The sequence below is a fragment of the Streptomyces sp. NPDC004539 genome, from assembly GCF_040610055.1.
GTDB lineage: Bacteria > Actinomycetota > Actinomycetes > Streptomycetales > Streptomycetaceae > Streptomyces.
In genome coordinates, this window is sequence record NZ_JBEXLS010000012.1 from 179,503 (window position 1) to 206,500 (window position 26,998).

At 73.1% G+C, this 26,998-nt stretch carries 24 protein-coding genes; 20 read left to right on the forward strand and 4 right to left on the reverse strand.

Going from position 1 to position 26,998, the window contains the following annotated elements:
- Positions 1 to 111: 111 nt before the first annotated feature.
- The 6 genes from ABZX85_RS25085 to ABZX85_RS25110 all read left to right on the forward strand — a co-directional run bounded on the left by ABZX85_RS25085 (position 112) and on the right by ABZX85_RS25110 (position 7,485).
- A complete protein-coding gene (locus tag ABZX85_RS25085) occupies positions 112 to 1,188 on the forward strand; it encodes a hypothetical protein (RefSeq protein WP_355872632.1) in 1,077 nt (358 codons plus the stop codon).
- A gap of 27 nt (positions 1,189 to 1,215) precedes the next feature.
- The gene (locus ABZX85_RS25090) at positions 1,216 to 3,954 is read left to right on the forward strand and encodes an AAA family ATPase (protein ID WP_355872634.1); all 2,739 of its coding nucleotides are present in this window, start codon (positions 1,216 to 1,218) and stop codon (positions 3,952 to 3,954) included.
- 25 nt (positions 3,955 to 3,979) lie between these two features.
- A complete protein-coding gene (locus ABZX85_RS25095; protein WP_355872636.1) occupies positions 3,980 to 4,969 on the forward strand; it encodes an alpha/beta hydrolase in 990 nt (329 codons plus the stop codon).
- A 66-nt stretch (positions 4,970 to 5,035) separates the two neighbouring features.
- Positions 5,036 to 5,719 (forward strand): helix-turn-helix domain-containing protein, encoded by a 684-nt coding sequence (locus ABZX85_RS25100; RefSeq protein WP_355872639.1) that lies wholly within the window; start codon positions 5,036 to 5,038, stop codon positions 5,717 to 5,719.
- 82 nt (positions 5,720 to 5,801) lie between these two features.
- A complete protein-coding gene (locus ABZX85_RS25105; RefSeq protein WP_355872642.1) occupies positions 5,802 to 6,761 on the forward strand; it encodes an alpha/beta hydrolase in 960 nt (319 codons plus the stop codon).
- Between the two features lie 13 nt (positions 6,762 to 6,774).
- Positions 6,775 to 7,485 carry an alpha/beta hydrolase gene (locus tag ABZX85_RS25110; protein WP_355872645.1) on the forward strand — a complete coding sequence of 237 codons (711 nt, stop codon included), beginning with the start codon at positions 6,775 to 6,777 and terminating at the stop codon, positions 7,483 to 7,485.
- 76 nt (positions 7,486 to 7,561) lie between these two features.
- Here ABZX85_RS25110 and ABZX85_RS25115 read toward each other — a convergent pair whose 3' ends face one another.
- On the reverse strand, positions 7,562 to 8,266 hold the full coding sequence (locus ABZX85_RS25115; RefSeq protein ID WP_355872648.1) for an SDR family oxidoreductase: 705 nt from the start codon (positions 8,264 to 8,266) through the stop codon (positions 7,562 to 7,564).
- A 130-nt stretch (positions 8,267 to 8,396) separates the two neighbouring features.
- Here ABZX85_RS25115 and ABZX85_RS25120 point away from each other — a divergent pair, with 130 nt between their 5' ends.
- Positions 8,397 to 9,218, forward strand: a complete 822-nt coding sequence (locus ABZX85_RS25120) for a helix-turn-helix transcriptional regulator (protein ID WP_355872651.1) — start codon at positions 8,397 to 8,399, stop codon at positions 9,216 to 9,218.
- Here ABZX85_RS25120 and ABZX85_RS25125 read toward each other — a convergent pair.
- On the reverse strand, positions 9,178 to 9,810 hold the full coding sequence (locus ABZX85_RS25125; RefSeq protein WP_355872654.1) for a TetR/AcrR family transcriptional regulator: 633 nt from the start codon (positions 9,808 to 9,810) through the stop codon (positions 9,178 to 9,180). The two genes, ABZX85_RS25120 and ABZX85_RS25125, sit on opposite strands and share 41 nt — an antisense overlap.
- 93 nt (positions 9,811 to 9,903) lie before the next feature.
- Here ABZX85_RS25125 and ABZX85_RS25130 point away from each other — a divergent pair, with 93 nt between their 5' ends.
- The 5 genes from ABZX85_RS25130 (at position 9,904) to ABZX85_RS25150 (ending at position 14,636) form a co-directional block, all read left to right on the forward strand.
- The gene (locus tag ABZX85_RS25130; protein ID WP_355872657.1) at positions 9,904 to 10,743 is read left to right on the forward strand and encodes an ABC transporter ATP-binding protein; all 840 of its coding nucleotides are present in this window, start codon (positions 9,904 to 9,906) and stop codon (positions 10,741 to 10,743) included.
- Between the two features lie 26 nt (positions 10,744 to 10,769).
- Positions 10,770 to 11,528 (forward strand): ABC transporter permease, encoded by a 759-nt coding sequence (locus tag ABZX85_RS25135; RefSeq protein WP_355872660.1) that lies wholly within the window; start codon positions 10,770 to 10,772, stop codon positions 11,526 to 11,528.
- 74 nt (positions 11,529 to 11,602) lie between these two features.
- Positions 11,603 to 11,791, forward strand: a complete 189-nt coding sequence (locus tag ABZX85_RS25140; RefSeq protein ID WP_355872663.1) for a hypothetical protein — start codon at positions 11,603 to 11,605, stop codon at positions 11,789 to 11,791.
- A gap of 32 nt (positions 11,792 to 11,823) precedes the next feature.
- Positions 11,824 to 12,768, forward strand: a complete 945-nt coding sequence (locus tag ABZX85_RS25145) for a nitronate monooxygenase (RefSeq protein WP_355872665.1) — start codon at positions 11,824 to 11,826, stop codon at positions 12,766 to 12,768.
- Between the two features lie 101 nt (positions 12,769 to 12,869).
- Positions 12,870 to 14,636: a sugar-binding protein gene (locus ABZX85_RS25150; protein ID WP_355872667.1), complete on the forward strand. Its 1,767-nt coding sequence runs from the start codon at positions 12,870 to 12,872 to the stop codon at positions 14,634 to 14,636.
- Here the strand turns inward: ABZX85_RS25150 and ABZX85_RS25155 are convergent.
- Both ABZX85_RS25155 and ABZX85_RS25160 read right to left on the reverse strand, forming a co-directional pair.
- A complete protein-coding gene (locus tag ABZX85_RS25155) occupies positions 14,633 to 16,864 on the reverse strand; it encodes a zinc-dependent metalloprotease (RefSeq protein ID WP_355872670.1) in 2,232 nt (743 codons plus the stop codon). The two genes, ABZX85_RS25150 and ABZX85_RS25155, sit on opposite strands and share 4 nt — an antisense overlap.
- Before the next feature lie 31 nt (positions 16,865 to 16,895).
- Positions 16,896 to 17,591 carry a GntR family transcriptional regulator gene (locus ABZX85_RS25160; protein WP_355872673.1) on the reverse strand — a complete coding sequence of 232 codons (696 nt, stop codon included), beginning with the start codon at positions 17,589 to 17,591 and terminating at the stop codon, positions 16,896 to 16,898.
- A 130-nt stretch (positions 17,592 to 17,721) separates the two neighbouring features.
- Here ABZX85_RS25160 and ABZX85_RS25165 point away from each other — a divergent pair, with 130 nt between their 5' ends.
- The 8 genes from ABZX85_RS25165 to ABZX85_RS25200 all read left to right on the forward strand — a co-directional run bounded on the left by ABZX85_RS25165 (position 17,722) and on the right by ABZX85_RS25200 (position 26,962).
- Entirely contained in the window at positions 17,722 to 19,071 is a 1,350-nt protein-coding gene (locus ABZX85_RS25165) for a M20/M25/M40 family metallo-hydrolase (RefSeq protein WP_355872675.1), read from the forward strand.
- Positions 19,068 to 19,961, forward strand: coding sequence for a polysaccharide deacetylase (locus tag ABZX85_RS25170; RefSeq protein ID WP_355872678.1), 894 nt, complete (start codon positions 19,068 to 19,070; stop codon positions 19,959 to 19,961). The genes ABZX85_RS25165 and ABZX85_RS25170 overlap by 4 nt, the downstream gene beginning before the upstream one ends.
- Complete coding sequence (locus ABZX85_RS25175) at positions 19,958 to 20,770, forward strand: SDR family oxidoreductase (protein ID WP_355872681.1); 813 nt, start codon at positions 19,958 to 19,960, stop codon at positions 20,768 to 20,770. Before ABZX85_RS25170 ends, ABZX85_RS25175 begins: the two co-directional genes overlap by 4 nt.
- A complete protein-coding gene (locus ABZX85_RS25180) occupies positions 20,767 to 21,795 on the forward strand; it encodes a 2-dehydropantoate 2-reductase N-terminal domain-containing protein (protein ID WP_355872683.1) in 1,029 nt (342 codons plus the stop codon). Before ABZX85_RS25175 ends, ABZX85_RS25180 begins: the two co-directional genes overlap by 4 nt.
- Before the next feature lie 136 nt (positions 21,796 to 21,931).
- Complete coding sequence (locus tag ABZX85_RS25185; RefSeq protein ID WP_355872685.1) at positions 21,932 to 23,545, forward strand: ABC transporter substrate-binding protein; 1,614 nt, start codon at positions 21,932 to 21,934, stop codon at positions 23,543 to 23,545.
- A complete protein-coding gene (locus ABZX85_RS25190; RefSeq protein ID WP_355872688.1) occupies positions 23,545 to 24,489 on the forward strand; it encodes an ABC transporter permease in 945 nt (314 codons plus the stop codon). The genes ABZX85_RS25185 and ABZX85_RS25190 overlap by 1 nt, the downstream gene beginning before the upstream one ends.
- Positions 24,486 to 25,316: an ABC transporter permease gene (locus ABZX85_RS25195; RefSeq protein WP_355872691.1), complete on the forward strand. Its 831-nt coding sequence runs from the start codon at positions 24,486 to 24,488 to the stop codon at positions 25,314 to 25,316. The genes ABZX85_RS25190 and ABZX85_RS25195 overlap by 4 nt, the downstream gene beginning before the upstream one ends.
- Positions 25,313 to 26,962 carry an ABC transporter ATP-binding protein gene (locus ABZX85_RS25200; RefSeq protein WP_355872694.1) on the forward strand — a complete coding sequence of 550 codons (1,650 nt, stop codon included), beginning with the start codon at positions 25,313 to 25,315 and terminating at the stop codon, positions 26,960 to 26,962. Before ABZX85_RS25195 ends, ABZX85_RS25200 begins: the two co-directional genes overlap by 4 nt.
- Positions 26,963 to 26,998 lie beyond the last annotated feature (36 nt).

Below are 26,998 nucleotides of genomic sequence, written 5' to 3' on the forward strand. Positions count from 1 at the left end.
CCCCGCACCATGCGCTGTGCGCCATCTGTCCGTGCGCTGTGAGGCAACCGCCCGCAGCGCTCCTCCTCGATCATTCCGACGGAAGAAGGCAACCGAGAGATCGAGGAACCCATGCGCACCATCCGCCGACGAGGGACGCTCACCGCGTTCGTCGCCGCCCTGTTACTGCTGTTCGGCGTCTCCAGCCCGGCCTCGGCGGGGGAGGGGAGCTGGTTCAACCTGGGCGGTGACGCGCGGGCCCAGTCCGCGTCCTACTCCGTCGTCATCGGCGGCAACCAGTACGAGGTCGTCCGGGGCAGCGACAACAACATCTGGGTCCGCTACAACAACGGCGCCTGGCGCCCCCTCGGCAACTTCGAGGCGGCGCGCACCGCGTCCCCGCCGCGCATCATCGAGTTCCCGGCGGGCCGCGCGCTCGTCGTGATCCGGGGCATGGACTCGGAGATCTGGTACAGCCAGGTCAACAGCGGCTCCGCGAACTTCTGGACCAACTGGCGCCAGCTCTCCGGCACCGCCTGGGCCATGGGCAGCCCCTGGCTGTCGCTCAGCGTGATCGCGGGCAGCACCGGACTGCGCATAGACGTCCCGCGCTACGACGGCCGCCTCAACTACCGCTACATCTACGACTTCAACCTCCCCGGCAACGGGGACATCGCCCCGACACAGGGCCGCGAGTGGACCTACAGCCAGGGCTTCCAGCTCGCCGGCACCTCCCGCGACATCGAGGGCGAGAGCCAGATCGCCCTGTGGGGCTACGAGTACCCGGAATGGGTGGGCCACTTCACCGGCGGCAACGGCCATGTCTTCCAGGCCCGCACCGACATGCGCAGCGGCCAGGTCACCCGGGTCGCCGAGGTCCCCGGCGGCGCGGTCTGCAACAGCGGCGTCGGCTCGGGCCGCCTCGGCAACCCGAACCGTGTCGTCCAGCCCGGACAGGGCGGCTACACCGAACAGCAGACCGTCCTCATCACCTGCGTCGGCACCGACGGCCTCGTCTGGATCAACAGCTCCTACGACGGCGGCCAGAACTGGCACGGCTGGCGGCACGCGAGCGGCTCGGCGGCCCCCACCACCGCCACCCCGGCCGTCAACTCCACGTTCAGCGAGTTCACCCTGACGATCCGCTGGAACGGCGCCCGCAGCACCCTCTACCCGAACAACGCGATCGTCGGGAAGAAATTCGGCTGACGTGGGACGACAGGCGATGATGGAGGGGTGGCTGAGAACACCGAAGGGCAGCTGAGCGGCCGTAGCGCCGAACTCGCCCGACTCCAGGACGCCGTATCGGGCGGCAGGACCCTGCTCCTGCTCGGCGAAGCGGGCACCGGCAAGACCCGGCTCCTCGCGGTCGCCGCCGACGACGCGCGCCGCGCCGGCGCCACGGTCCTGACCGCCCGGGGCAGCGAGGCGGAGGCACACCACTCCTTCGCCTCGCTCCACCAGCTCCTGCTGCCCGTCCTCACCCGCGCCGACGCCCTCCCCGAGCATCAACGCGCCGCCCTCGACACCGCGTTCGGCATCACCCCCGCCGACACCCCGCCCGCCCCGATGCTCCTGCGGATGGCCGTCCTCGCCCTCCTCACCGAGGCCGCCCGCCACGGCCGCCTCCTCCTCACCGCCGACGACGTCCAGCACGTCGACGGCGACTCCCTCGACGTCCTCGGCTTCGTGCTCCGCCGCACCCACGGCATCCCCACCCTCCTCGCCGCCCGCGGCCAGACACCCCCCGACGGCCTCCCCACCGACCTGCCGACCCTGCTGCTCGGCCCCCTCGACGCCCGCGCCGCCGCCGAACTCCTCGACGCCCAGCCGCACGCCCCCACTGGCCGGGCCCGCAGCGAACTCCTGCGCCAGGCCCACGGCAACCCCCTCGCCGTCATCGAACTCTCCCGCGCCGCCGAGGCGGGCGTCCTGCCCGGCGGCGGCCTCCCGCAGCCGGAACGCATCCAGCGCCTCTACGCGGCCCGCCTGCCCGCCCTCCCCGCCGCCACGCGCCGCCTCCTGCTGTACGCGGCGGCCTCCCAGGCCGAGGACCTCGTGATCGTCATGGAGGCCGCCGGCGCCGGCACGGACCTCACGGCCTGGGCCCCCGCCGAGGAGGCCGGCCTCGTCACGGTCGCCGCCGGCCGCGTCCTCTTCCGCCACCCCCTGGCCCGCGCCGGCTGCTACCACGCCGCCCCCGCGCACGAACGCCAGCGCGCCCACCGCGACCTCGCCGCCGCCCTCACCGACGACCCCTCCCGCCGGGCCTGGCACCTCGCCGCCGCCTGCCCCGGCCGCGACGAGAGCGTCGCCGCCGCCCTGGAGGACACCGCCCTCCTCGCCGAACGCCGCGGCGGCTGCCACGCGGCGGCCCGCGCCCTCCAGCGCGCCGCCGAGTGCAGCCCCGCCCCCGCCGACCGGGCCCGCCGCTACGCCAAGGCCCTGCACGCCGCGACCAACGCCGCCGACCCCTCCTGGGTCCGCGAACTGTACGACCGGATCACCGCCCTCACCGACGACCGCGACGTCCTCGCCATGGCCGCCTGCGGCGTCGGCATGGCCCTCTCCCTCGGCGGCCACCAGCGCCAGGCGTCCCAGGTCCTCACCGCCGCCCTCGAACAGACCCCGCCCGCCTCGGGCATGACGACGTTCGCCCTCACCAGCGTCCTCGGCGCCGTCGCCTACCAGTCGGGACTGCCCGAGGCCCGCCGCCCGATCGCCCCCGCCCTCGCGGACGCCGGAGCCCGCCACGCCGACACCCCGTACGCCGAACTCTCCAGCGACGGAAGCTGGGCCGCCGTCCGCGCCACCACCCTCGCCGCCGCCGACCCCACCACCGCCCCCGACCTCCTGCGCGCCCTCCGCCGCCGCCCCGCGACCCCCGCGCCCGCCGACCAGGTCGCCGACATGACCTGGACCCTCGGCGTCGGCGGCACCGCCTGGTACGCCGACGAGTCCGACCTGTGCGTCGAGACGTTCCGCCAGGTCTACGCGGGCGTCAGCACGTACGGCGCGATGGGCCCCGCCGCCCCCACGCTCACCGCGATGGCGGGCGCCCTCATCGACACCGGCCGCTGGGCGGAGGCCGACGCCCACCTGGAACGCACCGCCGCCCTCGCCGCCGTCCACGCCCTGCGGTTCGTCGCCGCCGACGTCGAGGCGCTGAGCGCCACCCTGCGCGCCCTGCGCGGCGAACCCGCAGGCCCCGAACCGGCGTGGACGGCCGTCGGCCTCGACGAGAACCGGGCCACCCACGCCCGCCTCCTGCGCGCCGCCGGCACCGCCGCGACGGCGAGCGGCGACCACGAGGCCGCCCACCGGCACTTCCGCCGCCTGTTCCACGACGACGGCACCCCGCTGCACTACTTCCTGTCGCCCCGCTCGATCGCCGACCTCGCCGCGGCGGCCCACCGCACCGGCCGCCAGAAGGAGACGGCCCCCCTCGTCGAGGCCGTCCGCGCCGCCCTCGGCCCCCGGCCCACCACCCGCACGACCCTCCTCCTGCACCACGCCGCCGCCCTCACCGGCGCCCCCGCCGACGCCGAGCACCACTTCCGGCTCGCGATCGTCAACCCGGCCGCCGACCAGTGGCCCCTGGCCCGCGCCCAGGCGAGGCTCCACTACGCGCAGTGGCTGCGCCGCCGGCGCCGCCCCCTCGACGCCCGCCCCCTGCTGGCCACCGCCCTGGAGACGTTCACCCGCCTCGGCGCGGGCGCGCTCGCCGAGGAGACCCGCGTCGAACTGCGCGCCAGCGGCGTCGCGACGGCCCCGGCGCGCACCGACCCGCTCGCGGAACTCACCGCCCAGCAGCGCGAGATCGTCCGGCTCGCCGCGAAAGGGCTGCGCAACCGGGAGATAGCGGAACATCTGATGGTCTCGCCGCGTACCGTCAGTTCCCACCTGTACCAGGTGTATCCGAAACTGGGGGTGAGCAGCCGCAACCAGCTCCGGGACCTCGTCGAGGACCTGTGACCCCCGTCACGTCGCAAGGAGGCGCGTGCACCCGGACCGTGTAGTCCTCGACCCCCTCGTCCAGCGCCTCGTCGACGCCTCGGCCGGGCCGCCCTACCTCCACCAGATCGGCCCCGTCGACGGCCGCCAGGTCCTGCTGGAGATGCAGGGCCACCCCTTCGACGACCTGGACGCCGAGTTCCGCGTCGCCCCCGTCGGCCCCTCCGGACTCGTCGGCTTCTGGCTCTTCCGCCCCCGAAGCGCCCCCGCCGCCGACTCGTCCGCCTCCTCCGAGTCCTCTCCCGTTCCCGTCGTCGTCTACCTGCACGGCGGCCGGTGGATGCTCGGCGACGCCCGCACCCACGCCCGCCTGATCGGCGAACTCGCCGACCTGAGCGGTGCCGCCCTGGTCGTCCCCGAGTACACCCGCACCCCGGAGGCCCGCTACCCCGTCGCCCTGGAGGAGTGCTACGCCACCCTCACCTGGATCACCGAACAGGCCGGCACCCTCGGCCTCGACGGGCGGCGGATCGCGGTCGCCGGGGACTGCGCCGGGGCGACCATGGCGACCGCCCTCACGATGATGGCCAAGCGGCGCGCCGGCCCCCGTGTTCGCGCCCAGGTCCTGTACTGCCCGATGACCGACCCCGACGGCGACACCGCCTCCGCCGCCCGGTTCGCGTCCGGCTACTTCCTCACCCGCGACGCCGTCGCCTGGTACTGGCGGGAGTACGCCGACGACCCCCACGACCTCACCGAACCCACCGCCGCCCCGCTGCGCGCCACCGGCACCGACCTCGCCGGCCTCCCGCCCGCCCTGGTCGTCTCCGCCGAGGCCGACGTCGTCCGCGACGAGGGCGAGCAGTACGCGCGCCTCCTGCGGCGGGCCGGCGTACGGGTGACCGCCGTGCGCTACCTGGGCACGGTCCATGACTTCGTCTCCCTGAACTCCCTGCGCGACAGCCCGCCGACCCGGGCCGCGATCCGGCAGGGGGCCCGCTTCCTGGCGTCGGCACTGACACCGTCAACTTACTGATGCCTCGGGACACCGGTGCTTGCGAGGCTGACGGGGAACACCTGACACGTCGCCGGAGAAGCATTCATGACCCTGCCGCCCAGGCACATCGAGATCGTCCCCGTTCCCCCGCGCACCAAGGACGGTGACTTCCTCCATCTGACCCTGGCCGGCCGGTGCCTCGCCTTCTGGGACGGGACCCCGCTCCCCGAGGACACGACCTGCTTCCGCGTGCCCCGCCGCCATCTCGCGGTCCCGGCGGCCGGCCTCGACACCCTCGCCGGCACCACCGCCGACGGCGACCTCGCCGGCCTCGTCGCCGACTGCCTCACCGTCCTCGCCGCCGAGACCCGGCGCCCCGGATCGGCCGTCGCCGGACACCTCGCCCGCAGCGCCGTCGACCTCCTCGGCGTCCTCGTCCTCGAACTCCTCCAGCCGCACGGCGACCATCGCGACGCGATGCTGCCCCGCATCCGGACCTTCATCGAGGACCACCTCGACGACCCCGCCCTCTCCCCGGAGGCGATCGCCCGCGCCCACCACATCTCCGTGCGCTACCTGCACAAGCTGTTCCAGAACGACGGCACCACCGTCGGCCGCTGGATCAGACGCCGCCGCCTCGACACCTGCCGCCACGAACTCGACAACCGGCGCGTCACCGTCGCCGCCGTCGCCCACCGCTGGGGCTTCACCAGCCCGTCCCACTTCAGCCGCACCTTCCGCGACGCCTACGGCATGTCCCCGCGCGAATGGCAGATCCGTGCGCGCTGAGACCGGCACCAGTGCGCGCCGGGACAACTCCGCGGGCCTCCGTCGGCCTACGGTGCAGTCACCTCACTCAAGGGAGAACCCCATGTCCGATGCCGTGGACCCGGTACTGGAACCCGCCGCCCGCGCCTTCGCGGAGGCCACCGCGAACCCGCCCTTCCTCTTCGACCTGCCCCCGGCCGAGGGCCGCAAGGCCGTCGACGACGTCCAGTCCGGCGAGACCGACAAGCCCGACGTGGACGAGGAGTGGGTGACCGTCTCCGGCGGCCCCACCGGCAGCGTCCGCGCCCGGATCGTCAAGCCCGCAGGCAGCGAAGGCGTCCTGCCGGTGATCGTGTACATCCACGGCGCCGGCTGGGTGTTCGGCAACGCCCACACCCACGACCGGCTCGTGCGCGAACTCGCCGTCGGCGCGGGCGCGGCGGTCGTCTTCCCCGAGTACGACCTCTCGCCCGAGGCCCGCTACCCGGTCGCCGTCGAGCAGAACTACACCGTCGCGAAGTGGGTCGTCGAACAGGGCGCCGGGCACGGCCTGGACACCGGGCGGATCGCCGTCGCCGGTGACTCCGTCGGCGGCAACATGACGGCCGCGCTGACGCTGCTCGCCAAGGAGCGCGGGGAGATCCCGCTGGTCCAGCAGGTGCTGTTCTACCCGGTGACCGACGCCGGCTTCGACACCCCCTCGTACCACCAGTTCGCCACCGGCTACTTCCTGCGCCGCGACGGCATGCAGTGGTTCTGGGACCAGTACACGGTCGACGCCGCCGACCGCGCCCAGATCACCGCGTCCCCGCTGCGCGCCACCACCGAGCAGCTCACCGGGCTGCCGCCCGCCCTCGTCATCACGGCCGAGGCGGACGTACTGCGCGACGAGGGCGAGGCGTACGCCGCGAAGCTCCGCGAGGCGGGCGTTCCGGTCACCGCGGTGCGTTTTCAGGGCATCATCCACGACTTCGTGATGCTGAACGCCCTGCGCGGCACCCAGGCCGCCGAGGCCGCCATCACACTGGCGACGGACACCCTGCGCACCGCCCTCCACTCCTGAGGAGAACTCCACCATGTCCACCCCCACCGTCGTCCTCGTCCACGGCGCCTTCGCCGACGCGGCCAGCTGGAGCGGCGTCATCGCCGAACTGCGCGGCCAGGACATCCCGGTGATCGCCCCGCCGAACCCGCTGCGCGGACTCGCCTCGGACGCGGCCTACATCGCCTCCGTCGTCGCCCAGATCGGGGGCCCGGTCGTCCTCGTCGGCCACTCCTACGGCGGCGCGCTCATCACCGTCGCGGGCACCGCCGAGAACGTCGTCGGGCTCGTCTACGTCGCCGCGTACATCCTCGACGAGGGCGAGAGCCTCGGTGAACTCCAGGGCCGCTTCCCGCTGTCGCCGCTGGTCAGTAACCTGCGCGAGTGGTCGTACCCCACCGGGTCCGGCACCGCGACCGAGGTGACCATCAAGGCAGACAAGTTCCCGGAGATCTTCGCCGCCGACGTGCCCGCCGCGACCACCGAGATCCTCGCCCTGGCCCAACGCCCCCTGGCCGCCGCCGCGTTCGCGGAGCAGGCCGCGGGCGCGGGATGGCGTACGACGCCGTCGTGGGCCGTCGTCGCCGACGCCGACCAGGCCATCAACCCCGACGTCCAGCGCTTCGGCGCCGAGCGCGCGGGCGCCAAGGTCACCGAACTCGCGGGCGCCTCGCACGCGGTCGCGGTGTCCCGGGTGAAGGAGGTCGCGGACGTCATCGTGGAGGCGGTGCGCTCGGTGAGCTGAGCCTTTCGGGGTGAGCCTCGCGAGGTGAGGTGAGCCTGGGGCAGGCAGGCAGGCAGGCGGGCGGTGCCGGCCGACCTCAGGCCAAGGCCCGTGGCCGTACGACGAGTTCGTTGACGTCCACCCCCTCCGGCTGCCCCACCGCGTACGCCACGGCCGCCGCAATGGCGTCGGCGGGCAGCGCCAGCGCCCGGTACGTCCGCATGGCCTCCCGGGCGACCGGGTCCGAGATCCCGTCCGCGAGCTCGGACTCGGTCACCCCCGGGGACACCAGCGTCACCCGCACACCCCCGGCGGCCTCCTGCCGCAGCCCCTCCGAGATCGCCCGCACCGCGAACTTCGTCGCGCAGTACACGGCCGCCGTGGGGGAGACCTCATACGCCCCCACGGACGCGATGTTCACAAAGTGCCCGCCGCCCTGCTCCCGCATCACCGGCAGCGCGGCGGCGATCCCGTGCAGCACTCCCCGGACGTTGACGTCGATCATCCGGTCCCACTCCTCGACCCGCAGCGCCTCCAGCGGCGACAGCGGCATCACCCCCGCGTTGTTGACGACGACGTCGACCCGCCCGTACGCCTCCCGGGCGGCATCCACGAACGCCCGCACCTCACCCGCGTCCGTCACGTCCACCCTCCGGTACCCGCCGCCGATCTCCTCGGCCAGCTTCGCGAGCCGGTCCACCCGCCGGGCCCCCAGGAACAGACTGTGCCCGTCGGCGGCGAGCCGCCGCGCGGTCGCCTCCCCGATACCGCTGCTCGCTCCGGTGACCAGTACGACCTTCATGCGCTTCTCCTGCCGTGTCGTTGAGGTACGGCCCCGAGTCTCGGCAGCCCGAACGCACGCCACCAGGACGGCCGTTGCCTGGGTACGGCACACCCAGGCACGGCACCCGGAGACCCCCTAGCCTGGAGGCATGACCGGCAATCACCTGGGGGAGTTCCTCCGCGCGCGCAGAGCGGCCGTGGGGCCCGAGGACGTCGGCATGGCGAGCCACGGCGTCCGCCGCGTCGCGGGGCTGCGCCGGGAGGAGGTCGCCGTCCTCGCCGGGATGAACGCGGACTACTACACGCGCCTGGAACAGGGCCGCGAACGCCGCCCCTCACCCCAGGTCGTCGACGCCCTCGGCCGCGCCCTGCGCCTCGCCCCGTCGGCCCGCACCCACCTCCACCACCTGGCCGGCACCACCCCGACACCCCGCCCCACCGCCGACGACGGCCGCGAGGTCGGCCCCGCCCTGCGCCAACTCCTCGACGCCCACACGGAGTTCCCGGCGTTCGTCGTCGACGGCGCCCTGGACGTCCTCGCCGCCAACGCCCTGACCCGAGCCCTCTACGCACCCTTCGAGCGCCTGGACAACCTGGCCCGCATGACGTTCCTCGACCCGGCGGCCCGGCACGTCCACACCCACTGGGAGAGCACCGCCGAGTCCGTCGTCGGCCACCTCCGCGAGGCGGCCGGCCCCGACCCGGAGAACCCCCGCCTGCGCGCCCTCGTCCGAACCCTCTCCGCGCACAGCGCGGACTTCACCCGGCTGTGGAGCACCCACACCGTGCACGGCAAGACGTCCGCCGAGAAACACCTCCGCCACCCGGACGTCGGCCACCTGACCCTGACGTACCAGTCGTTCGACGTGCGCGACGCCCCCGGCCGGCAGTTGATCGTCTACCAGCCGGAGCCGGGGAGCCCCAGTGCGCTCAGGCTCGCCGCCCTGCGACCGCCTCGACCAGCCGTCTGACGTCGGCGAGGTCCGCCTCGAACTCGGCGGTGAGGTCGAGCGGCAGATCCAGCCACGGCGCCAGCCTGTCGTGCGCGGGCAGAGCGCCCTCCGGGAGCTGACCGCGCCGCGCGCGCGGGTCGACGGTGCCGGGGGAGAAGCGGCCCGACGCCTCCGACGCCGCGAACCCGATCACGAACGTGCTGACCAGCCGCTCCAGACGGGGGACCTCCGACTCCGGGACACCGGCCTCGACGAGCGCCGCGTAGATCAGGTCGACCGCGCGGACGGCGTCCGGGGTGACGGCGGGACGGGAGAAGACGAGGTGAGCGGCCCAGGGGTGACGCCGGATCACCTCGCGGGTGGCGTGCGCGAGGAGGGTGAGCCGTTCGTCCCAGGGGCGCTCCTCGACGGGGTCCGGGGGCAGCAGGTTCGCCAGGAGGCGGCCCAGCATGCCGTCCAGGAGGGCCGCCTTGTCCTTCACGTGCCGGTACAGGGCCATCGGCGTGACCCCGACGCGGTCGGCCAGCGCCCGCATCGACACCGCTTCCAGCCCGTGCTCGTCGGCGATCGCCAGCGCCGCGTCCAGGATCTCTTCCCGCCTGCCACTCATGGGTCTACAGTGTAGACGTATACGCCGTATACGCAGGGGTCGTGTACGAGGAAGTCGTGCACGGAGAAGTCGTGCACGCGGAAGGAGACGGCCATGCTGACCGTGACAGGACTGGTGAAGCGCTACGGCCCGCGCCGCGCGCTCGACGGCTTCGACCTGACCGTCGCCCCCGGCGAGATCGTCGGCCTCATCGGCCACAACGGCGCCGGCAAGACCACGTTCGTCGAGACGGTCACCGGTCTCGTCGACCCGGACGAAGGGCACGTGCGCATCGGCCCGTACGACACCCCCCGCGCCGCCCGGCACCTCCTCGGCGTCGCTCCCCAGGAACTCGCCCTGTACGGCACCGTCAGCGCCCGCGAGAACGTCCGCCTCCTCGCCGGACTGGCCGGCCTGCGCGGACGGCGGCGGGACGCGGAGGTCGCCCGCGTCCTGGCGGAACTCCACCTCACGGACCTCGCCGACCGCCCCGTCGGCGCCCTCTCCGGCGGCCAGCGCCGACGCGTCCAGGCGGCGACGGCGATGGTCGGCTCGCCCCCGCTCCTGCTGCTGGACGAGCCGACGGCGGGCGCCGACCCCGAGACCCGCACCGCTCTCCTGGACGCGGTGAAGGCCCGCGCCGACGCCGGGGCGGCCGTCGTCTACACGACCCACTACCTCCCCGAACTCGTCGACCTCGGCGCCACGCTGGCACTCGCCCGCGACGGCTGCGTCATCGCCAGGGGCACCCAGCGGGACCTCACCCGCGACCTCCCCGGCGAACTCCGCGTCACCTTCGCCGACCCCGGCGAACCCGAACTCCGCCTCCCCACCAAGGACCCCGGCGCCGACCTCGCGGCCCTCCTCGCCGCCGGCCGCACCCCCGCCTCCGTCGACATCCGCCGGCCGAGCCTCGACGACCTCTACCACTCACTGGAAGCCGCAGCCCTGTGACCCGAGTCAACGGAAGCCACGGCCCTGTGGCCCGCGCGTCCGCCACCCGCCTGAGCGTCCTCGTCCGCCACAACGCCCTCCTGATGTTCCGCGAACCCGGCCCCCTCCTCAGCCGCCTCGTCCTGCCGCTCGTCTTCCTCACCCTGCTGCGCCCGCTCTACGTCGCCGCCCAGGGCCGCACCGAGGGCACCGAACAGGCGGTCGTCAGCACCCTCGTCACCTTCTCCCTCCTCGCCCTCAGCATCTCGGGCAGCGCGATCCTCACCGAACGCCTCGGCCGCACCTGGGACCGTCTCCGCGCCACGCCCCTCCACCCGGCGGAGATCCTGGCCGGCAAATCCCTCCCGGTCCTCGCGGCCCTCCTCACCCAGCAACTCCTGATCATCATCACCGGCATCCACCTCTTCGCCCTCTCCGTCCCCCACCCCTTCCTCCTCCTCGCCGTCCTCCTGGCCTGGAGCTGCACCCTCCTCGCCCTCGGCGCCCTCCTGGGCGTCCTCGCCCGCACCATGGGCGAACTCTCCGCCGCCTTCGACATCGGCGGCATGCTCCTCAGCAGCCTCGGCGGCGCCCTGGTCCCCCTGTCCGCCCTCCCCGGCTGGGTGGCGTCCATCGCCCCCGTCTCCCCGGGCTACTGGGCGGCCCAGGGCCTACGCGCCGCCTTCTCCGGCGACCCGACCACAGTCCTCACGACCTGCGCCGTCCTCCTCGCCATGGCGACGACCTTCGCGGCCCTGGCCTCGGTCCGCCTGCGGGGCCGGAGCGGACGCATGGTGGCACTCTGACGCCCTTTACCTCTCCTTGACCTTTGGTGCAGGGTGTTCCTGACACCCGTTCACGGCAGAGAGAGTCCTTCGTCATGCTCCGTCGCCACGCGGCCCCCTTCGTCCTCGGCTATCTCTTCGCTCTCCCCATCACCCTCATCATGTTCCGCGAGGACGGCCGACTGACCGCGCGCAGCTGGGCCTTGGCCCCGATCTTCGCCGTCAGCATGGCCATGATCGTCGCCATCGCCTTCGGCCGGAAACGGCCGGAGGACGGCGGCTGAGGAGGGCCGTCCGCCCGCCGTAGAGTCGGACGATGCTGACGACCACGTTCACCCGGATGTTCGGCCTCCGGCACCCCATCGCCCTGGCCCCCATGGGCGGTTCGGCGGGCGGTGCGCTCGCGGCGGCGGTCAGCCGGGCCGGTGGGCTCGGGATGGTGGGGAGCGGGGACGGCGAGGCCGAGTGGCTGGCGCGGGAGGTGGCGATCGTCGCGGAGACCGGTAAGCCGTGGGGTGTGGGGTTTCTGACCTGGGCCGTCGATGTCGCGGCAGTGGAACGGGCGTTGGAGTACGCCCCCGACGCGGTGATGCTCTCCTTCGGCGACCCCACCCCCTACGCGGACCGCGTCCGCGAGTCCGGCGCGTGTCTGATCCTCCAGGTCACCGACCTGGAGGAGGCCCGGCGGGCGGCCGACCTCGGCGCCGACCTGATCGTGGCGCAGGGCACCGAGGCCGGCGGGCACGGAGCCCTGCACGGCCGCTCCACCCTCCCGTTCGTCCCCGCTGTCGTGGACCTGGTCGGACCGGTCCCGGTCCTCGCGGCGGGCGGCATCGCGGACGGCCGAGGCGTGGCGGCGGCCCTCGTGCTGGGCGCGGCGGGCGCGGTCGTCGGCACCCGCCTCCAGGCCACCACCGAAGCGCTGGTCATCCCGGCCGTCACCGAAGCGATCCTCGAAGCGCGAGCCGAGGACACCGAACGCAGCACGGTCCTGGACCGGGCGAGAGGCTCCGCCTGGCCGTCCCGCTACTCCGCCCGCACCCTCGGCCACCCCCACCTGGACCGCTGGCGGGGGAGAGAGGCCGAGGCGGACACACCCCGAGCCCGCCAGGAATACCAGGACGACCTGGCCGCCGGCACGATCCCCCCGAGGCCGGTGTGGGCCGGAGAGGCCGTCGACCTCATCGACGACCTGCCGTCCGCCGAGGAGCTGGTCACCAGGATGGGCGAACAGGCGCAGGAGACATTGGCCCGATTCTAACGGTGTTTCACGTGAAACACGGCTTACAGCCCATCTGGGCGCTCCTTGCGGGGCGTTAGTGTGCGGGTCCGCCACCCCCCCCACACGCCCCCAGGACCCCTATGCGCGACGTACGACGCCGAACCCTCCTCGCCACCGCCCTGGCCGCCGGCGCCGTAGCCGCAGGACAGACCCCCACCACGCGCCGCCGCCCCGACCCCGCCCACACCGACGTCCTGTTCGTCGGCGCCCACCCCGACGACGAGGCCCAGAACCTCTCCACCTTCGGCCAGTGGCGCGAACGCCAAGGGCTCAGCACGGCCGTCCTCACGGTCACCAGGGGAGAGGGCGGCGGAAACGCGACGGGCACGGAGGAGGGCGCGGCGCTCGGCCTGATCAGGGAGACGGAGGAGCGCGCGGCGACCGCGTACGCAGGCATCGAGAACGTCTACTACCTCGACAAGCCCGACTTCTGGTACACGCTCTCGGCGCCCCTCACCGCAAGGATCTGGCACGAACAGGACACCCTGAAGCGCATCGTCCACCTGATCCGCCGGACCACCCCGCACACCGTCGTCACCATGGACCCCCGCCCCTTCGGCCAGCACGGCGCCCACCAGCTCTCCGCACGGCTCGCCATCGAGGCGTTCTGGAAGGCCGCCGACCCCACCGCGTTCCCCGAAGAGGGCCTCACCCCCTGGCGCCCCCGCCGACTCCTCGCCCAGAACCCCCACTTCACGCACCTCCTGGGCCCGGACGCCCCCAGCGCCCGCCGCACCGACCCGCACATCGGCCTCCCGGTCCTCGGCGTCTGGTCCGGCACCCCCTCCCACACCCACGGCACCACCTGGGCCCAGGCCGAACGGCACGCCTCCCGCGCCTACCGCACCCAGGGCTGGGCCACCCTCCCGCCCCACGTCCCCACGGACCCGGCACGGCTCGACTCCGACTGGTTCACCGTGCTCGCCGACAACACCCTCCCGATCGAGGCCCCGGTCCGCCCCCACCCCGAACTCCGCCCCCTCTACGCCGAGTTCCGCGACTGGACCCACCGCGTCGGCCTCCCCTGGCTGGCCAACGACGCCCAGCCCGCCTACCCCCGCCGCCCCACGACCACCGTCCCCGCCGTCACCGACCCCCCGACCCTCGACGGCACGGAGCACGTCGGCGAATACCCCGGCCCCGAACTCCCGCTCACCCACTGGCAGGGCGACCCCGCCACCCCCGCCGACTGCTCCGCGACCGCCAAACTCGCCCGCCACGGCGACGACCTGTACGTCCTCGTCCACGTCCGCGACGACCGCGCGGGCGCCGCCCTCGCCCGCGACGACGTCAAACGCCACTGGCGCACCGACGCCGTCGAGATCGCCATCGACCCCCGAGGAACCGCCGACGACACCTCGACCACCTTCAAGATCGGCATCGTCCCGCACACCACCCCCGACGGGGCGCCCGCCGCCGCCCGCGACGCCGACAACCGCCAAGGCCCCCCGCCCGCCTCCCTCCGGCTGGCCTCCACGGTCACCACCCCCTACCGGGGCTACACGGTCGAAGCCAAGATCTCCCTCACCGACCTCCCCGCACCCCCCGACCCCGACCGCCTCACCCTCAACATCCTCGTCTACGACTCCGACACCGACGACCGCACCACCCAGACCCGCCTCGCCTGGTCCCCCTACAACTCACCCCAGGCAGACCCCTACACCTGGGGAACAGCCCGCCTCCCCGACCACACCCCGCGAGCCCGGCCCCCACTGCCCCCGCGCATCCCCACGGAATCCACCCGCAGCACCGACTCCCCGGCCTCCCTCGCCCAGGCCCACCGCACAGGCATCCCGGTCGCACACACCGCGCGACCGGACGCCCGACGACCCGACCGGCGCTCCTAGTTGGGCGCCCCCGCCGGCACCCGAGGCAACGGGTCCAGCCGCACCGACCCCGGATCGGCCAGATAGGCGACCGCCAGCTCCCCGCCCGCACGCCGATGCTCGTCCCCGTGCCCCAGCACGACGGCGAACTCCCGCACCACGGACCGCACCTCGGCCCGGACCGGGGCGTGCAGCCCGCCCTCGCCGAGGACCCGCAGCACATGGTGGAGGACCGCCCAGTCGGCCGTGCGCTGGACGACCGTCCCGGCGGGCACCTGCGCCGGCACCGCGTCCGTCCGCAGCCAGGTCGCCGACAACAGCGCCCTCACCACCTCGCCCACCCCCGGCACCGAGGCGTCCGCCGCATGCTGCCACGCCAGCCGGTGCAGCCGGGCCGGCTCCAGCAGCGCCTCTGTCACCAGCGTCGCCGCGACCCGGACGGCACTGAAGGGGTCGAAGACGGGCCCGGCGGACGTGTCGTAGTACTGACCGCTGCGCTCGTACCGGATCGCGGGCGGCGTCAGCACCTCCAGCACGCTCTCCGGCAGGGCGAGTTCCTCCGCCCGCAGCAGCCCCGCGAGCCGCTCCAGCGCCGCCCGCTGCACCCCCGCGTCCACAGGCACCGCCCCCGCCCCGCCGTCACCGGCGACGCCGTACTCGTACCGCACCCCGCCGACCAGCCGGGCGGCGGCGGTCAGTTCGTGGCGGTGGAGGAGATGCAGCAGGACCGCGCGCTCCTCCAGCTCCCCGGTCTGCCGGTCGGGCGGCAGCACGCCGTGGGAGAAACCGGCCAGCGCGATCCGCCGGACCTGGAGAATCCGCTCCAGCGCGGGGAGCGCGTCACCCGAGGTGACCCACGGCACCCCGTAGGCGTGGGCCGCCTCGGAGCCGTTCCCGTCGTCGGTGACGTACGCGAGGTGCCCGAACTCCGTGCGCAGCTCGGCGAGTTCCGGGTCCGTGAGGTCGCCGTACGCGTGCCGGACGAGGTAGTGGTCCCAGGGGCCGAGGCCGACCGCGTACGCCTGGGAGAGGTCCAGGGCGCCGTCCGGGGTCACGGCGATGCGGGCGTGGGGGTAGTCCATCACCGACGGGTGGTGGTGGCGGGTGCTCGCGAAGTTGTGCATGAAGCCGAGCGCGTGCCCGATCTCGTGCGCGGCGAGCTGCCGGATACGCGCGAACACCAACTCGTCGACGGCGGCCAGCCGTTCGGCCTCCTGCGGATGCCCGTAGGGGGCGAGGAGCGCCTCGCCGAGCGCCCGCACCTGCTCCACCCGCTGCGACCCGAGCCGCACCCGCGCGTGCAGCACCTCCCCGGTGCGGGGATCGGTCAGCCCCTGCCCGAGCGACCACCCCCGCCCGGCCCGGTGCACCCACACCACCCCGTTCACCCCGGGCTCGTACGGATCGAAGTCCGCACTCCCCGCCTCCACCCGGTACGCCTCGGGCAGCCCGATCCCCGCGAACCCCTCCCGCCACCAGTTCCCGCCCTCGACGACCGCCGACCGCAACGGCTCCGGCACCGCCGGGTCCACCTGGAACACCACCGCCGGCGCCCCGCCGCCGACCCGGAAGCGGGGCTGGAACTTCACCTGCCGCCCACCGAGCCCGTGATCGACGTACCCGACGCCGTACCCGCCGGACCGGGGGTGATAACTCCGCACAGGGAGCGCGGAGTCGGGCAGCGGCACGAGGTTGAGCTGCTGGACGACACTGAGGGCACGCGGATCGGCGGCCACCACCCGGACGGCGGCACCCCGCCCCGGCCCCCGGAACGTCAGCAGCGCGGGCAGCCGGACACCGCCCGCCGACGCGGACGGAGCCAACGGGACGCTCGCCGCGTCGTCGAGGACGTAATCGCCCTGCCCCCGCTCGGCGAGATGCCCGGCGACCTGGTCGTGGTCGTACAGCGCGAGGCCCGTCGCGTCCACGACGACCAGCCCGCCCTCCTCCCGCAGCACCGGCCCGCTCCACACCACCGACACCGCGAACGACTCCGCCCCGGCCCGCACGCTCGCGGCATCCCCCGTACTGAGGAAATGCTTGTTCCGCACGACGAACAGCACCCGCTGCCCCACCCGCCGGAACTCCACCAGCCGCGCCTTCCCCGCCCGCCCCCGGTCGAGCCACAGCTCACTGGAACCGAGCCCCTGCGACAGGGAGACCGTCAGCAGGAACGGCTCGTCGAAACGGCGGACGCCCAGCAGAGGGCGGCCGTCCGGGTCCGGGACGAGTTCGAGGAAACCGGGCATGACAGAGCCTTTCATCAAATGAACGAGACGATCACAGCGGCGTACGAGCCAGCGCGGCGAGCCGCACATCCCGGTTGCGTCCCAGATGCGCGGCGAGTTCACTCCGCGCCGTCTGCGGATCGTGCTCCCGCACGGCACGCAGGATGCGCTCGTGCTCCTCGTGCGTGATCTCCTTGTTCTCCGGCGTCGAGGTCGACTCCCGGTCGAACAGCCGCATCTGGGTCACGAGCCGCTCCAGCAGACCCGCGATGGTCGTGTTGTGACTGGACAGCCACAGCGCCTCGTGGAAACAGGCGTTGGCGGCGGTGATCTCACCGGGTTCACTCACCTCGGCGAGCAGTTGATGGTGATGAGCGAGCCGCGCCAGATCGAGGTCGGTACGGCGCAGCGCGGCGGACGCGGCGGCGGCCGACTCCAGGGCGATCCGCGCCTCGTAGATCTCCAGGATGTCCTCGGCCGTCGCCGCACGGACCCGGTAGCCGCGCGCGACCCGCTCGACCAGGCCGTCCTGTTCGAGCCGGCTCAGCGCGTCCCTCACCGGGGTGCGGGACACCCCGTAACGGGTACTCAGCGCGGTCTCCAGCAGCAGTCCCTCGGGGTCGATGGCGCCACTGACCAGGTCCTTGCGGATCAGCCGGTAGTAGAGGTTCCCCGAGTCCGCGAGCGGCTCACGGTCCTGACCGCCGGCCTCGGACTCGGCCTGCGGCGGCGCCTTGCGTGGACTCATGGGAACCCTCCTGTCACGAACCATTTCTACTGCGCCGACCGGCTGAAAGCGGCGCGCTCCCGGCTCAGTTCACACAGTTTACATATGGATGCGCTTGTATCCGTGTGGATACACAACCACGATGAAGTGCATGAGCCTTCACCGGCAATCCACCCCGGACCCCCAGGAAACGGTCGACCTGCTGTCGGCGCTGATCCGCAACGCCTGCGTCAACGACGGCACCCCGACCCCGGAGTCCGGCGGCGAGGCACGCACCGCGCACACCCTCGCCGACTATTTCTCCGGCTCCGCGGTCGAGACCGAACGCGTCGAACCCGTCCCCGGCCGCGTCACCACGCTCTTCCGGGTCCCCGGACACGACCCGAAGGCTCCCGCGCTGACCCTGCTCGGCCACACCGACGTCGTCCCGGCCGACCCGCGCACCTGGAGCCGGGACCCGTTCTCCGGCGAGGTCAGCGACGGCATCGTATGGGGGAGGGGAGCGATCGACATGCTCAACCTGACCTCCGCGATGGCCGTCGTCACCAAGGCCGTCTCCCGCGCGCCGCACCGACTCGCCGGTGACCTGGTGTTCGCGGCCGTCGCCGACGAGGAGGCCGGCAGCCGCTACGGCGTCGGCTGGATCGCCGAGCACGCACCCGGCCTGCTCCCTTGGGACCACGCCCTCACCGAGAGCGCGGGAGCACACGTCGGACCCCGCGCGGTCACGGTGACCGTCGGCGAGAAGGGCGCCTTCCCGCGCCGCCTGCACCTGCGGGGGAGCGCGGGACACGGCTCGATGCCGTGGGGAACCGACAACGCTGCACTCCTCGCCGCCGAGGCCGCGCTCAGGGTGGCACGCCACCGCACCCCGGCACGCACCGACGAACGCTGGCACGACTTCGTCCACGCCTCCGATCTCCCGGCCGACGTCACCGCCGGACTCCTGAACCCCGACACCCTCGACGACCACCTCCACCACCTCGGCGACAGCGCGCGCTTCGCCCACGCGCTCACGCACCTCACCTTCGCGCCGACCGTCCTGAGATCCGGCGACAAACTCAACGTCATCCCCTCCACGGCTGTCGTCGACGTCGACGTCCGCTCCCTGCCGGGGCAGGACGACGACGAGATCGACGCCGAACTCCGCACCGCACTGGGCGACCTGGCCGACCGCGTCGAGATCGAGCGACTGCTGCGCCGCACCGCCTCCGCCTCACCCGCGGGCCGCCTCTACGACGTGGTGGGCGACGCGATCCGCCACCAGCTCCCCGGCGCCGAGATCCTCCCCACCCTCACCGCCGGCGGCACCGACGCCCGCTTCGTCCGGGACGCCGGGGGAGTGGCCTACGGCTTCGGCGTGTACGCGCCCGGCTGGGACGTCGGCAAGACCCGCAAGCTCTTCCACGGCGACGACGAGCACATCGACATCGAGAGCCTCCACCTCACCACCCGCGCGCTCGACGAGGTCGTCCGCGTCTTCCTGGACGGAGCGGCATGACCGAGCCCTGGCAGTGGGACGAACCCCGGTGGCGCTCCGCCGTCGAACACGTCCGCGCCGGACGCGACCTGACCCCGAAGAGCTGGCCGGACGGCGCCGCCGTCGCCGTCGCGATCTCCTTCGACAGCGACCACGAGACACCGGCACTGCGCGACGGCCACACCGGACCCGGCGTCCTGTCGGCCGGGGAGTACGGCGCCCGCGTAGCCGTCCCCCGCATCCTCGGCCTCCTCGAACGCCACCGCGTCCCCGCCTCGTTCTTCGTCCCCGCCGTCTCCGGACTCCTGCACCCGCAGGAGGTCAAGGCGTACCGCGCGGCAGGACACGAGGTCGGCGTGCACGGCTGGATACACGAACGCAACTCGCTGCTCGGGTACGCCGACGAACGCGAACTGACCCTCCGCAGCCTCGACACCCTCGAACGACTCACCGGCGGCACACGGCCGGTGGGTATCCGCACCCCCTCCTGGGACTACTCGCCGCACACCCTCGGCATCATCCGCGAACTGGGTTTCGCCTACGACTCCTCGCTGATGGCCGCCGACGAACCGTACGAACTCCTCCAGAACGGCGAGGCCACCGGCATCGTCGAGATCCCCGTCGAGTGGATTCGCGACGACGCGCCCTACTTCGGCATGGCCCGCTTCGCCGGACTGCGCCCCTACACCCCGCCGCACGAGGTCCTGCGCATCTGGCGGGACGAGTTCGACGGCGCACGCGCCGAAGGCGGCCTCTTCCAACTGACCCTGCACCCCTCGATCACCGGCCACCGCTCCCGCATCCACCTCCTCGACCAACTCCTGCGCCACATCACCGAATCGGGACCGGTGTGGTTCGCGACCCACGAACAGATCGCCGCACACGTCACCGCCGAGGGGACCGTCCGATGACCGCACGCCACGCTCTCGTCACCGGCGCCGCCTCCGGACTCGGCGCGGCCGTCGCCGCCGAACTCGCCTCCCACGGCTGGCGCGTCACCGGCGTCGACTTCCGCGCGGACGCCCTGACGGCGACCCTCGACAGCCTCCGGGAGCGGTACGCGGTCCCCGCCGAACCCGTCGTCGGAGACCTCGCCGACCCCCGCTTCCCGGCTCAAGCCGTGGACCGCGCCTGGGAGCTGGCCCCCGTCGACGCACTGGTCAACGCCGCCGGCATCTACCCCGCGATCCCCTTCGCCGACCTCACCGCCGAGACCTGGGACCGCGTCCAGCACGTCAACGTCCGTGCCGCCGTCCTCACCGCACAACGCCTCGCCCACCACGCGGTCCCCGCCGGACGCACCCCGTCCGTCGTCAACATCGCCTCGGGAGCGGCGCGTCGGGCCCGGCCCGGCGCCGCGCACTACGCCACCTCCAAGGCGGCGCTGGTGATGGCGACCAAGGCGACGGCCGTCGAACTCGGCCCGCACGGCATCCGCGTCAACACCGTCTCGCCGGGATTCGTGGACGTCGCCAGTCCCGTCAACCCCGTCACCCCCGAGTACGCGGCGGCCGTCTCCGCGTCCGTCCTCCCCGGCCGCGCACAGCCCGTTCATGTCGCGACGGCCGTGCGGTTCCTGCTCGGTGACGACGCGGCCTGGATCACCGGCGCCGAACTCCCCGTCGACGGCGGCGGATCGGCCGGGACGACCGCGCTGCCGCAGCACTGGCCGCAGGAGACGTCGCTGCAACAGGGTTCCACGAAAGGAGAGTTGATATGACCGCGTACACCGTCGTCGGCGCCGGAGCGATCGGCGCGACCCTCGGCCACGCGCTCACCGGCGCCGGTCACGAGGTCACGCTCGTCGACACGGACGCCGAGCACATCGCCGCGATCCGCGCGCACGGACTGCGGATCAGGCGTCCCGACGGGACCGACGACACGGTCCGGGTCGCCGCCGCCTTCACGCCGGACGAGACCCAACCGGCGGATCTGCGCCGGGTGTTGCTCGCCACCAAGTCCCAGCACACCGCGACCGCCGCCGCCTGGATCGCTCCCCGTCTCGCCGCCGACGGCTGGGTCGCCTCCGTCCAGAACGGCCACAACGAACCCGTCCTCGCTCAACACGTCGGTGCCGGGCGGACGTTGGGTGTCTTCGTCAACATCTTCGCCGACCACCTCGAACCCGGCGTGATCCGCGACGGCGGCACCGGCGCCCTCGCCGCGGGCCTCCCCGACGGCGGCGCACCCGACACCCGCGTCCTCGAACTCGCCGCACACCTGCGTGCGTACGGTCCCGTCACCGCCACCGCGAACCTGACCGGCTTCCGCTGGTCCAAACGAGGCTTCGCCACCATCCTCGGCGTGACCACCCTCGTCGACGCGCCCATCGCCGAAGTCGTCGACCGCCACCGCGAGCTGGCGGCGGCAGCGGCACGCGAGAGCACCGAGACCGCGATCCGCGAGGGGATCACCCTGGAGGCGTTCGACGCCTACGAGCCGTACGCGTTCGGCGCGGCGGCGACGGAGGAGGTCCGCCGGGCCGCACTCGACCGCCTGGTCGCGTGGCTGCGGACCCAGCCGAAGGACCGCAGCGGAGTCTTCCGGGACCTCGCCGTCCGCCACCGGCCCCGCGAACACCCCAGCACACCGGACAGGTTCCCGGCCCTGGCCGCGCGGCACGGCGTCCCGACACCGGTGACCACGGCCCTCGGCCGGCTGCTGGGAGAGATCGAAGCCGGGGTGCGCGGATTCTCGTACGCCAACGTCGAGGAACTGCGGGAGGAGGTGGCCGCCGCTCACTGAACGCACGTAGGCACCACCGCAGTTGTCGCTCGACCCACGCCGCTCACCCCCCGCCCGGCGGCTCTTCGCCTCGTCCCCACCCGTGGCTCCCCTTCACCCCCGCGTCTCTTCAGCACGCCCGAAAGGACCCACCCGTATGCCTTCGCGCACCCGCCCCCGCGGAGCCCGCGCCGTCGCGCTCGCCGCAGCCGCCGGCCTCTCCCTCCTCACCGCCTGCTCCACCTCCAACACGGGGAACACCTCGGCCTCGGGCGGCACCCTCAAGATCGCCATCGACTCCGACCCGGTCTGCCTCGACCCCGTCCAGGCCACCCTCATCGCCAGCTCCGTCATAGGCCGCCAGCTCGTCGACTCCCTCATCGACCAGGACCCCGAGACCGGCGAGTTCGTCCCCTGGCTCGCGGACAAATGGCAGGCCAGTCCCGACGCGAAGACGTTCACCTTCCACCTCCGCGCGGGCGCCACCTTCGCCGACGGCACCCCCATCGACTCCGCCGCCGTGAAGGCCAACTTCGACGCGGTCGTCAAGGCCGGAGCCAAATCCGCGTTCGGCGCGCAGTACCTCCTCGGCTACACCGGCACGACGGTGAAGGACGCGCAGAACTTCACCGTCACCTTCGGACAGCCCAACGCCCAGTTCCTGATGGCCGCTTCGACCCCCACCCTCGGCCTGCTCTCCCCGGCGAGCGTCAAGACCTCCCTGGCCGACCGCTGCACCGGAAAGGGACTCATCGGCTCCGGGCCGTTCACGTTCACCGAGTACCGCAAGAGCGCCAGCATCACCCTCACCCGCCGCACGGGGTACGACTGGCCGTCGAAACTGGCGACACACACCGGCCAGGCCCACCTGGAGAAGGTCACCTACAACGTCGTCACCGAGGCCAGTGTCCGGTCCGGAAGCCTCAAATCCGGTCAGGTGGACGTCGCGACGACCCTCCTCCCCGAGGACGAGCAGACCCTGAACGGCAACGGCTTCCACATCCTGGCCCGCGTCAACCCCGGTGTCGTCATCGGCGCCTCACCCAACCTCAAGCACTCCACGATCCTGCGCGACGCGACCGTCCGCGAGGCGATCCAACTCGCCGTGGACCGCAAGGAGATCGCCGACTCGGTCCTGTCACCGTCCTACGGTGTCGCGGGGAGCGTCCTGAGCACCACCACCCCCGGATACAGCGACCTCACCGCCGCACTCAAGACGGACCCGGAACAGGCCAAGTCCCTCCTGGAGAAGGCAGGTTGGAAGGCCGGCCCGGACGGAATCCGGGAGAAGGACGGCAAGAAGCTCACCCTCAGCCTCCTCTTCTTCTACCAGGCCAACGTCCAGGAAGCCGTCCAGCAGCAACTGCGCAAGGTCGGCATCGACCTTCGGCTGAAGCAGGTCACCCCCGCCGAGTTCCAGGCACTCTCCCCGAAGGGGGACTACGACCTGCGCGCCAGCTCCACCAGCCGCCCCGACCCCGACATCCTGCGCTCCATCTTCAGCCCGAAGGCCGGCAACGCCGCCTGGCTCTCGGACACCGACCCCCAGGTCCCGCAGCTCGAACAGCTCTACACCGGCATCCGCCAGACCACCGACACCACCAAGCGCGCCGAACTCGCCGCACAGGCCCAGAAGCTGCTGGTCGAGCAGAACTACGACTTCCCCTTCAGCCAGGTCACCCAGGTGATCGGCGCCGCCGACCGGGTCACCGGACTGCGCTACGACGCCGCCTCCCGCTTCGTTCTCTACGACACCGCGCTGGGCCGGTGATGACCCGCTACCTCCTACGCCGTCTGGTGTCCGCCGCCCTCGTGCTGTGGGCGGCGTTCACCGGCGCGTTCCTGCTCCTGTTCATCGTCCCCGGCGACCCGGTCGAGATGATGCTCGGCCAGGAGGCCCTGGACACCACGCCTCCCGCACAGATCGCGGCCCTCAAAGCCGAGTTCGGCACTGACCGGCCCCTCGCCGTCCAGTACGCCGACCAGCTCTGGCGGCTCCTCCACCTCGACCTCGGCACCTCGTTCCAGCAACGCGTCCCGGTGGCCGACCTGCTGGGCGGAGCCCTCCCCTCCACCCTCCAACTCGCCGCCTGCGCCCTCGTGCTGGGAGTCGTCCTCGGCGTCACCCTGGCCGTCCTCATCCAGGCAGCGCCCTACCCGTGGCTGCGGGCCTTCCTCGACTCGCTCCCCGTCCTCGGCGTCTCCATGCCGAGCTTCTGGACCGGCCTGATCCTCCTCCAGCTCCTCTCCTTCCGCTGGGACCTCTTCCCCGCCTTCGGCGACCAAGGCGCGAACACCCTCGTCCTGCCCTCCATCACGCTCGCGATCCCCCTCGCCTCGGTCACCGCACAGGTCCTGTCGACCGGCATCGCCACCACCCTCGCCGAGCCGTACGTCCAGCAACTGCGCGCGAAAGGAGTGAGCCCCGTGCGCCTCCACCTGCGCCACGTACTGCGCAACGCCTCCCTGCCGACCCTCACCACCGTCGGCGTCTGGACGGCACAGCTTCTCGGCGGCGCCGTCCTCACCGAGACGGTCTTCTCCCGCCACGGCCTCGGCCAGACCGCCGAACTCGCCGTCTCCTCCCGGGACATCCCCGTCGTCCAAGGCATCGTCCTCCTCTCAGCGGCGGTCTTCGTCACCGTCAACCTGGCCGTCGACCTCCTGTACGGCGTCGTCGACCCCAGGGTCCGGATACGGGAGGTGACGGCGTGAACGCCCTGCAACGCGCCACAGCACTGCGGGTACGCCTCCCACGCCCCGCTCCCGGTCTCGCCCTCGCCTGGGCCGTCATCACCCTCGTCCTCCTGTGGGCCCTGGCCCCCGCCCTCTTCACCTCCGCCGACCCCCTCCTCGGCGACCCCTCCGACAAACTCCTCCCCCCGAGCGGCACCCACTGGTTCGGCACCGACAGCCTCGGCCGCGACCTCTACGCCCGCGTCGTCCACGGCGCCTGGCTCTCCCTGAACAGCGTCCTGCTCGCCGTGGCCCTCGCCGTGGTCACCGGCTCACTCCTCGGCCTGATCGCCGGCTACTTCCGGGGCATCGCCGACGACATCGTCATGCGGGTCTGCGACGTCCTCCTCGCCATCCCCAGCCTCCTGCTGTCCATGGCCATCATCACCGTCCTCGGCCACGGCTCCGTCAAGGTCGCCGTCGCGGTCGGCATCGCCGGCGTCGCGAGCTTCGCCCGCACCGTACGCAGCGAGGTCCTGCGCGTCCGCGAGGCCGGGTACGTCGAGGCGGCGCGCGCGGCGGGAGTCGGCGCCCCCACGATCCTGGTCCGCCACATCGTCCCCGGCGCCTACCGCGCCGCCCTGGTCCTGGCCACCGTCGAGTTCGGCACCTCGCTGCTCGCCGTCGCCGGACTCAGCTTCCTCGGCTACGGCGAACCACCACCGCAACCCGAGTGGGGCGCCCTCATCTCCGGCGGCCGGGACTTCCTGGGCACCGCCTGGTGGCTCACCACCATCCCGGGACTGGTCGTCGTGGCCGTCGTCCTCGCCGTCAACCGCATCTCACGCTCAAGGAGGCAGGGGTGACCTCGAAGCCCGCGCCGACGGAATCCACGCCGCCGGAATCCGCACCCTCCAAAACCGGCCCCGTCCTCTCGATACGGAACCTCACCGTCACCCACGGCCCCACCCGCACCGTCCACGGCATCGACCTCGACGTCTTCCCCGGCCAGGTCGTCGCCCTCGTCGGCGAGTCGGGCTCCGGCAAGACCACCACCGCCCTGGCCGCCCTGGGACTCCTCCCGCCCGGCGCCGACGTCGCCTCCGGCAGCGCCGACTTCGACGGCACCGACCTCCTGGGACTCACCCCCGCCGCCCTGCGCAGGCTACGCGGACGGGACATCGGCTACGTCCCCCAGGACCCCGCCGTCTCCCTCGACCCCACCCAGCGGATCGGCGCCCAGGTCGCCGAGGTGCTGCGCGTCCACGGCCTCGCCACCCGCGCCGAAGCCGCCGTACGCGCCGTCGAGATCCTCGGCCACGCCGGACTGGACGACCCCGCACGCCGGGCACGCCAGTACCCGCACGAACTCTCCGGCGGCATGAAGCAACGCGTCCTCATCGGCATGGCCTGGGCCTGCGGGCCGCGCCTGATCGTCGCCGACGAACCCACCAGCGCCCTCGACGCCACCGTGCAGCGCCAGGTCCTCGACCACCTGGACACACTGCGCGCCGAGTCCGGGACGGCCGTCCTGCTCATCACCCATGATCTGGCCGTCGCGGCGGCGAGAGCCGACCACATCGTCGTCCTCTCCCAAGGCCGAGTCGTCGAACAAGGCCCGCCGGTACAGGTGCTGACGACGCCCGAGCACCCCTACACCCGGCTGCTCGTGGAGAGCGTGCCGCAGCGCAGACACGCACCGCGGACCCTCAAGGAACCACTCGTCCAAGTCACCGGCCTCGTCAAGGAGTTCGACTCCCGCAGACCGGACGGCTCCCGCTTCCGCTTCCGCGCCGTCGACGGTGTCTCCTTCGACATCCGGCGCGGCGAGACCTTCGCGCTGGTGGGGGAGTCCGGGAGCGGCAAGTCGACCACCGCGCGCCTCGTCATGGCCCTCACCCGGCCCACCGGCGGCGAGGTCACCTTCGACGGCACCCCCGTCCACACCGCCGCCCGCACGCTGCGCCGCCGCTTCCAACTCGTCCAGCAGAACCCCTACAGCTCCCTCAGCCCCCGCCTCAGCATCGAGGACATCATCACCGAACCCCTCAGAGCCTTCCGCGTCGGCGACCGCCGCACCCGCCGCACCCGCGCCGCCGAACTCCTCGACCAGGTCGGCCTGTCCGCCACCCACGCGCCGCGCCGGGCCCGCGAACTCTCCGGCGGCCAGCGCCAGCGCGTCGCCATCGCCCGAGCCCTGGCCCTCCACCCCGACCTGGTCGTCTGCGACGAACCGGTCTCCGCGCTGGACGTCACCACACAGGCCCAGGTCCTCGACCTCCTCGCCACCCTCCAGACCGAACTCGGCCTCAGTTACCTCTTCATCTCCCACGACCTGGGCGTCGTCCAGGCGATCGCCGACCGCGTAGCCGTCATGCGAACCGGCCAGATCCTCGAAACCGGCACCACCGACGAGGTCTTCACCCACCCCACCCATGACTACACCCGCCAACTCCTGGCCGCGATCCCGACCCCGCTCACCCCCCTGACCCGGCCGGCGCACGACGCGTGACCTCGGACGGAGCAGCCGAGACAGCGGCGGCGTGCG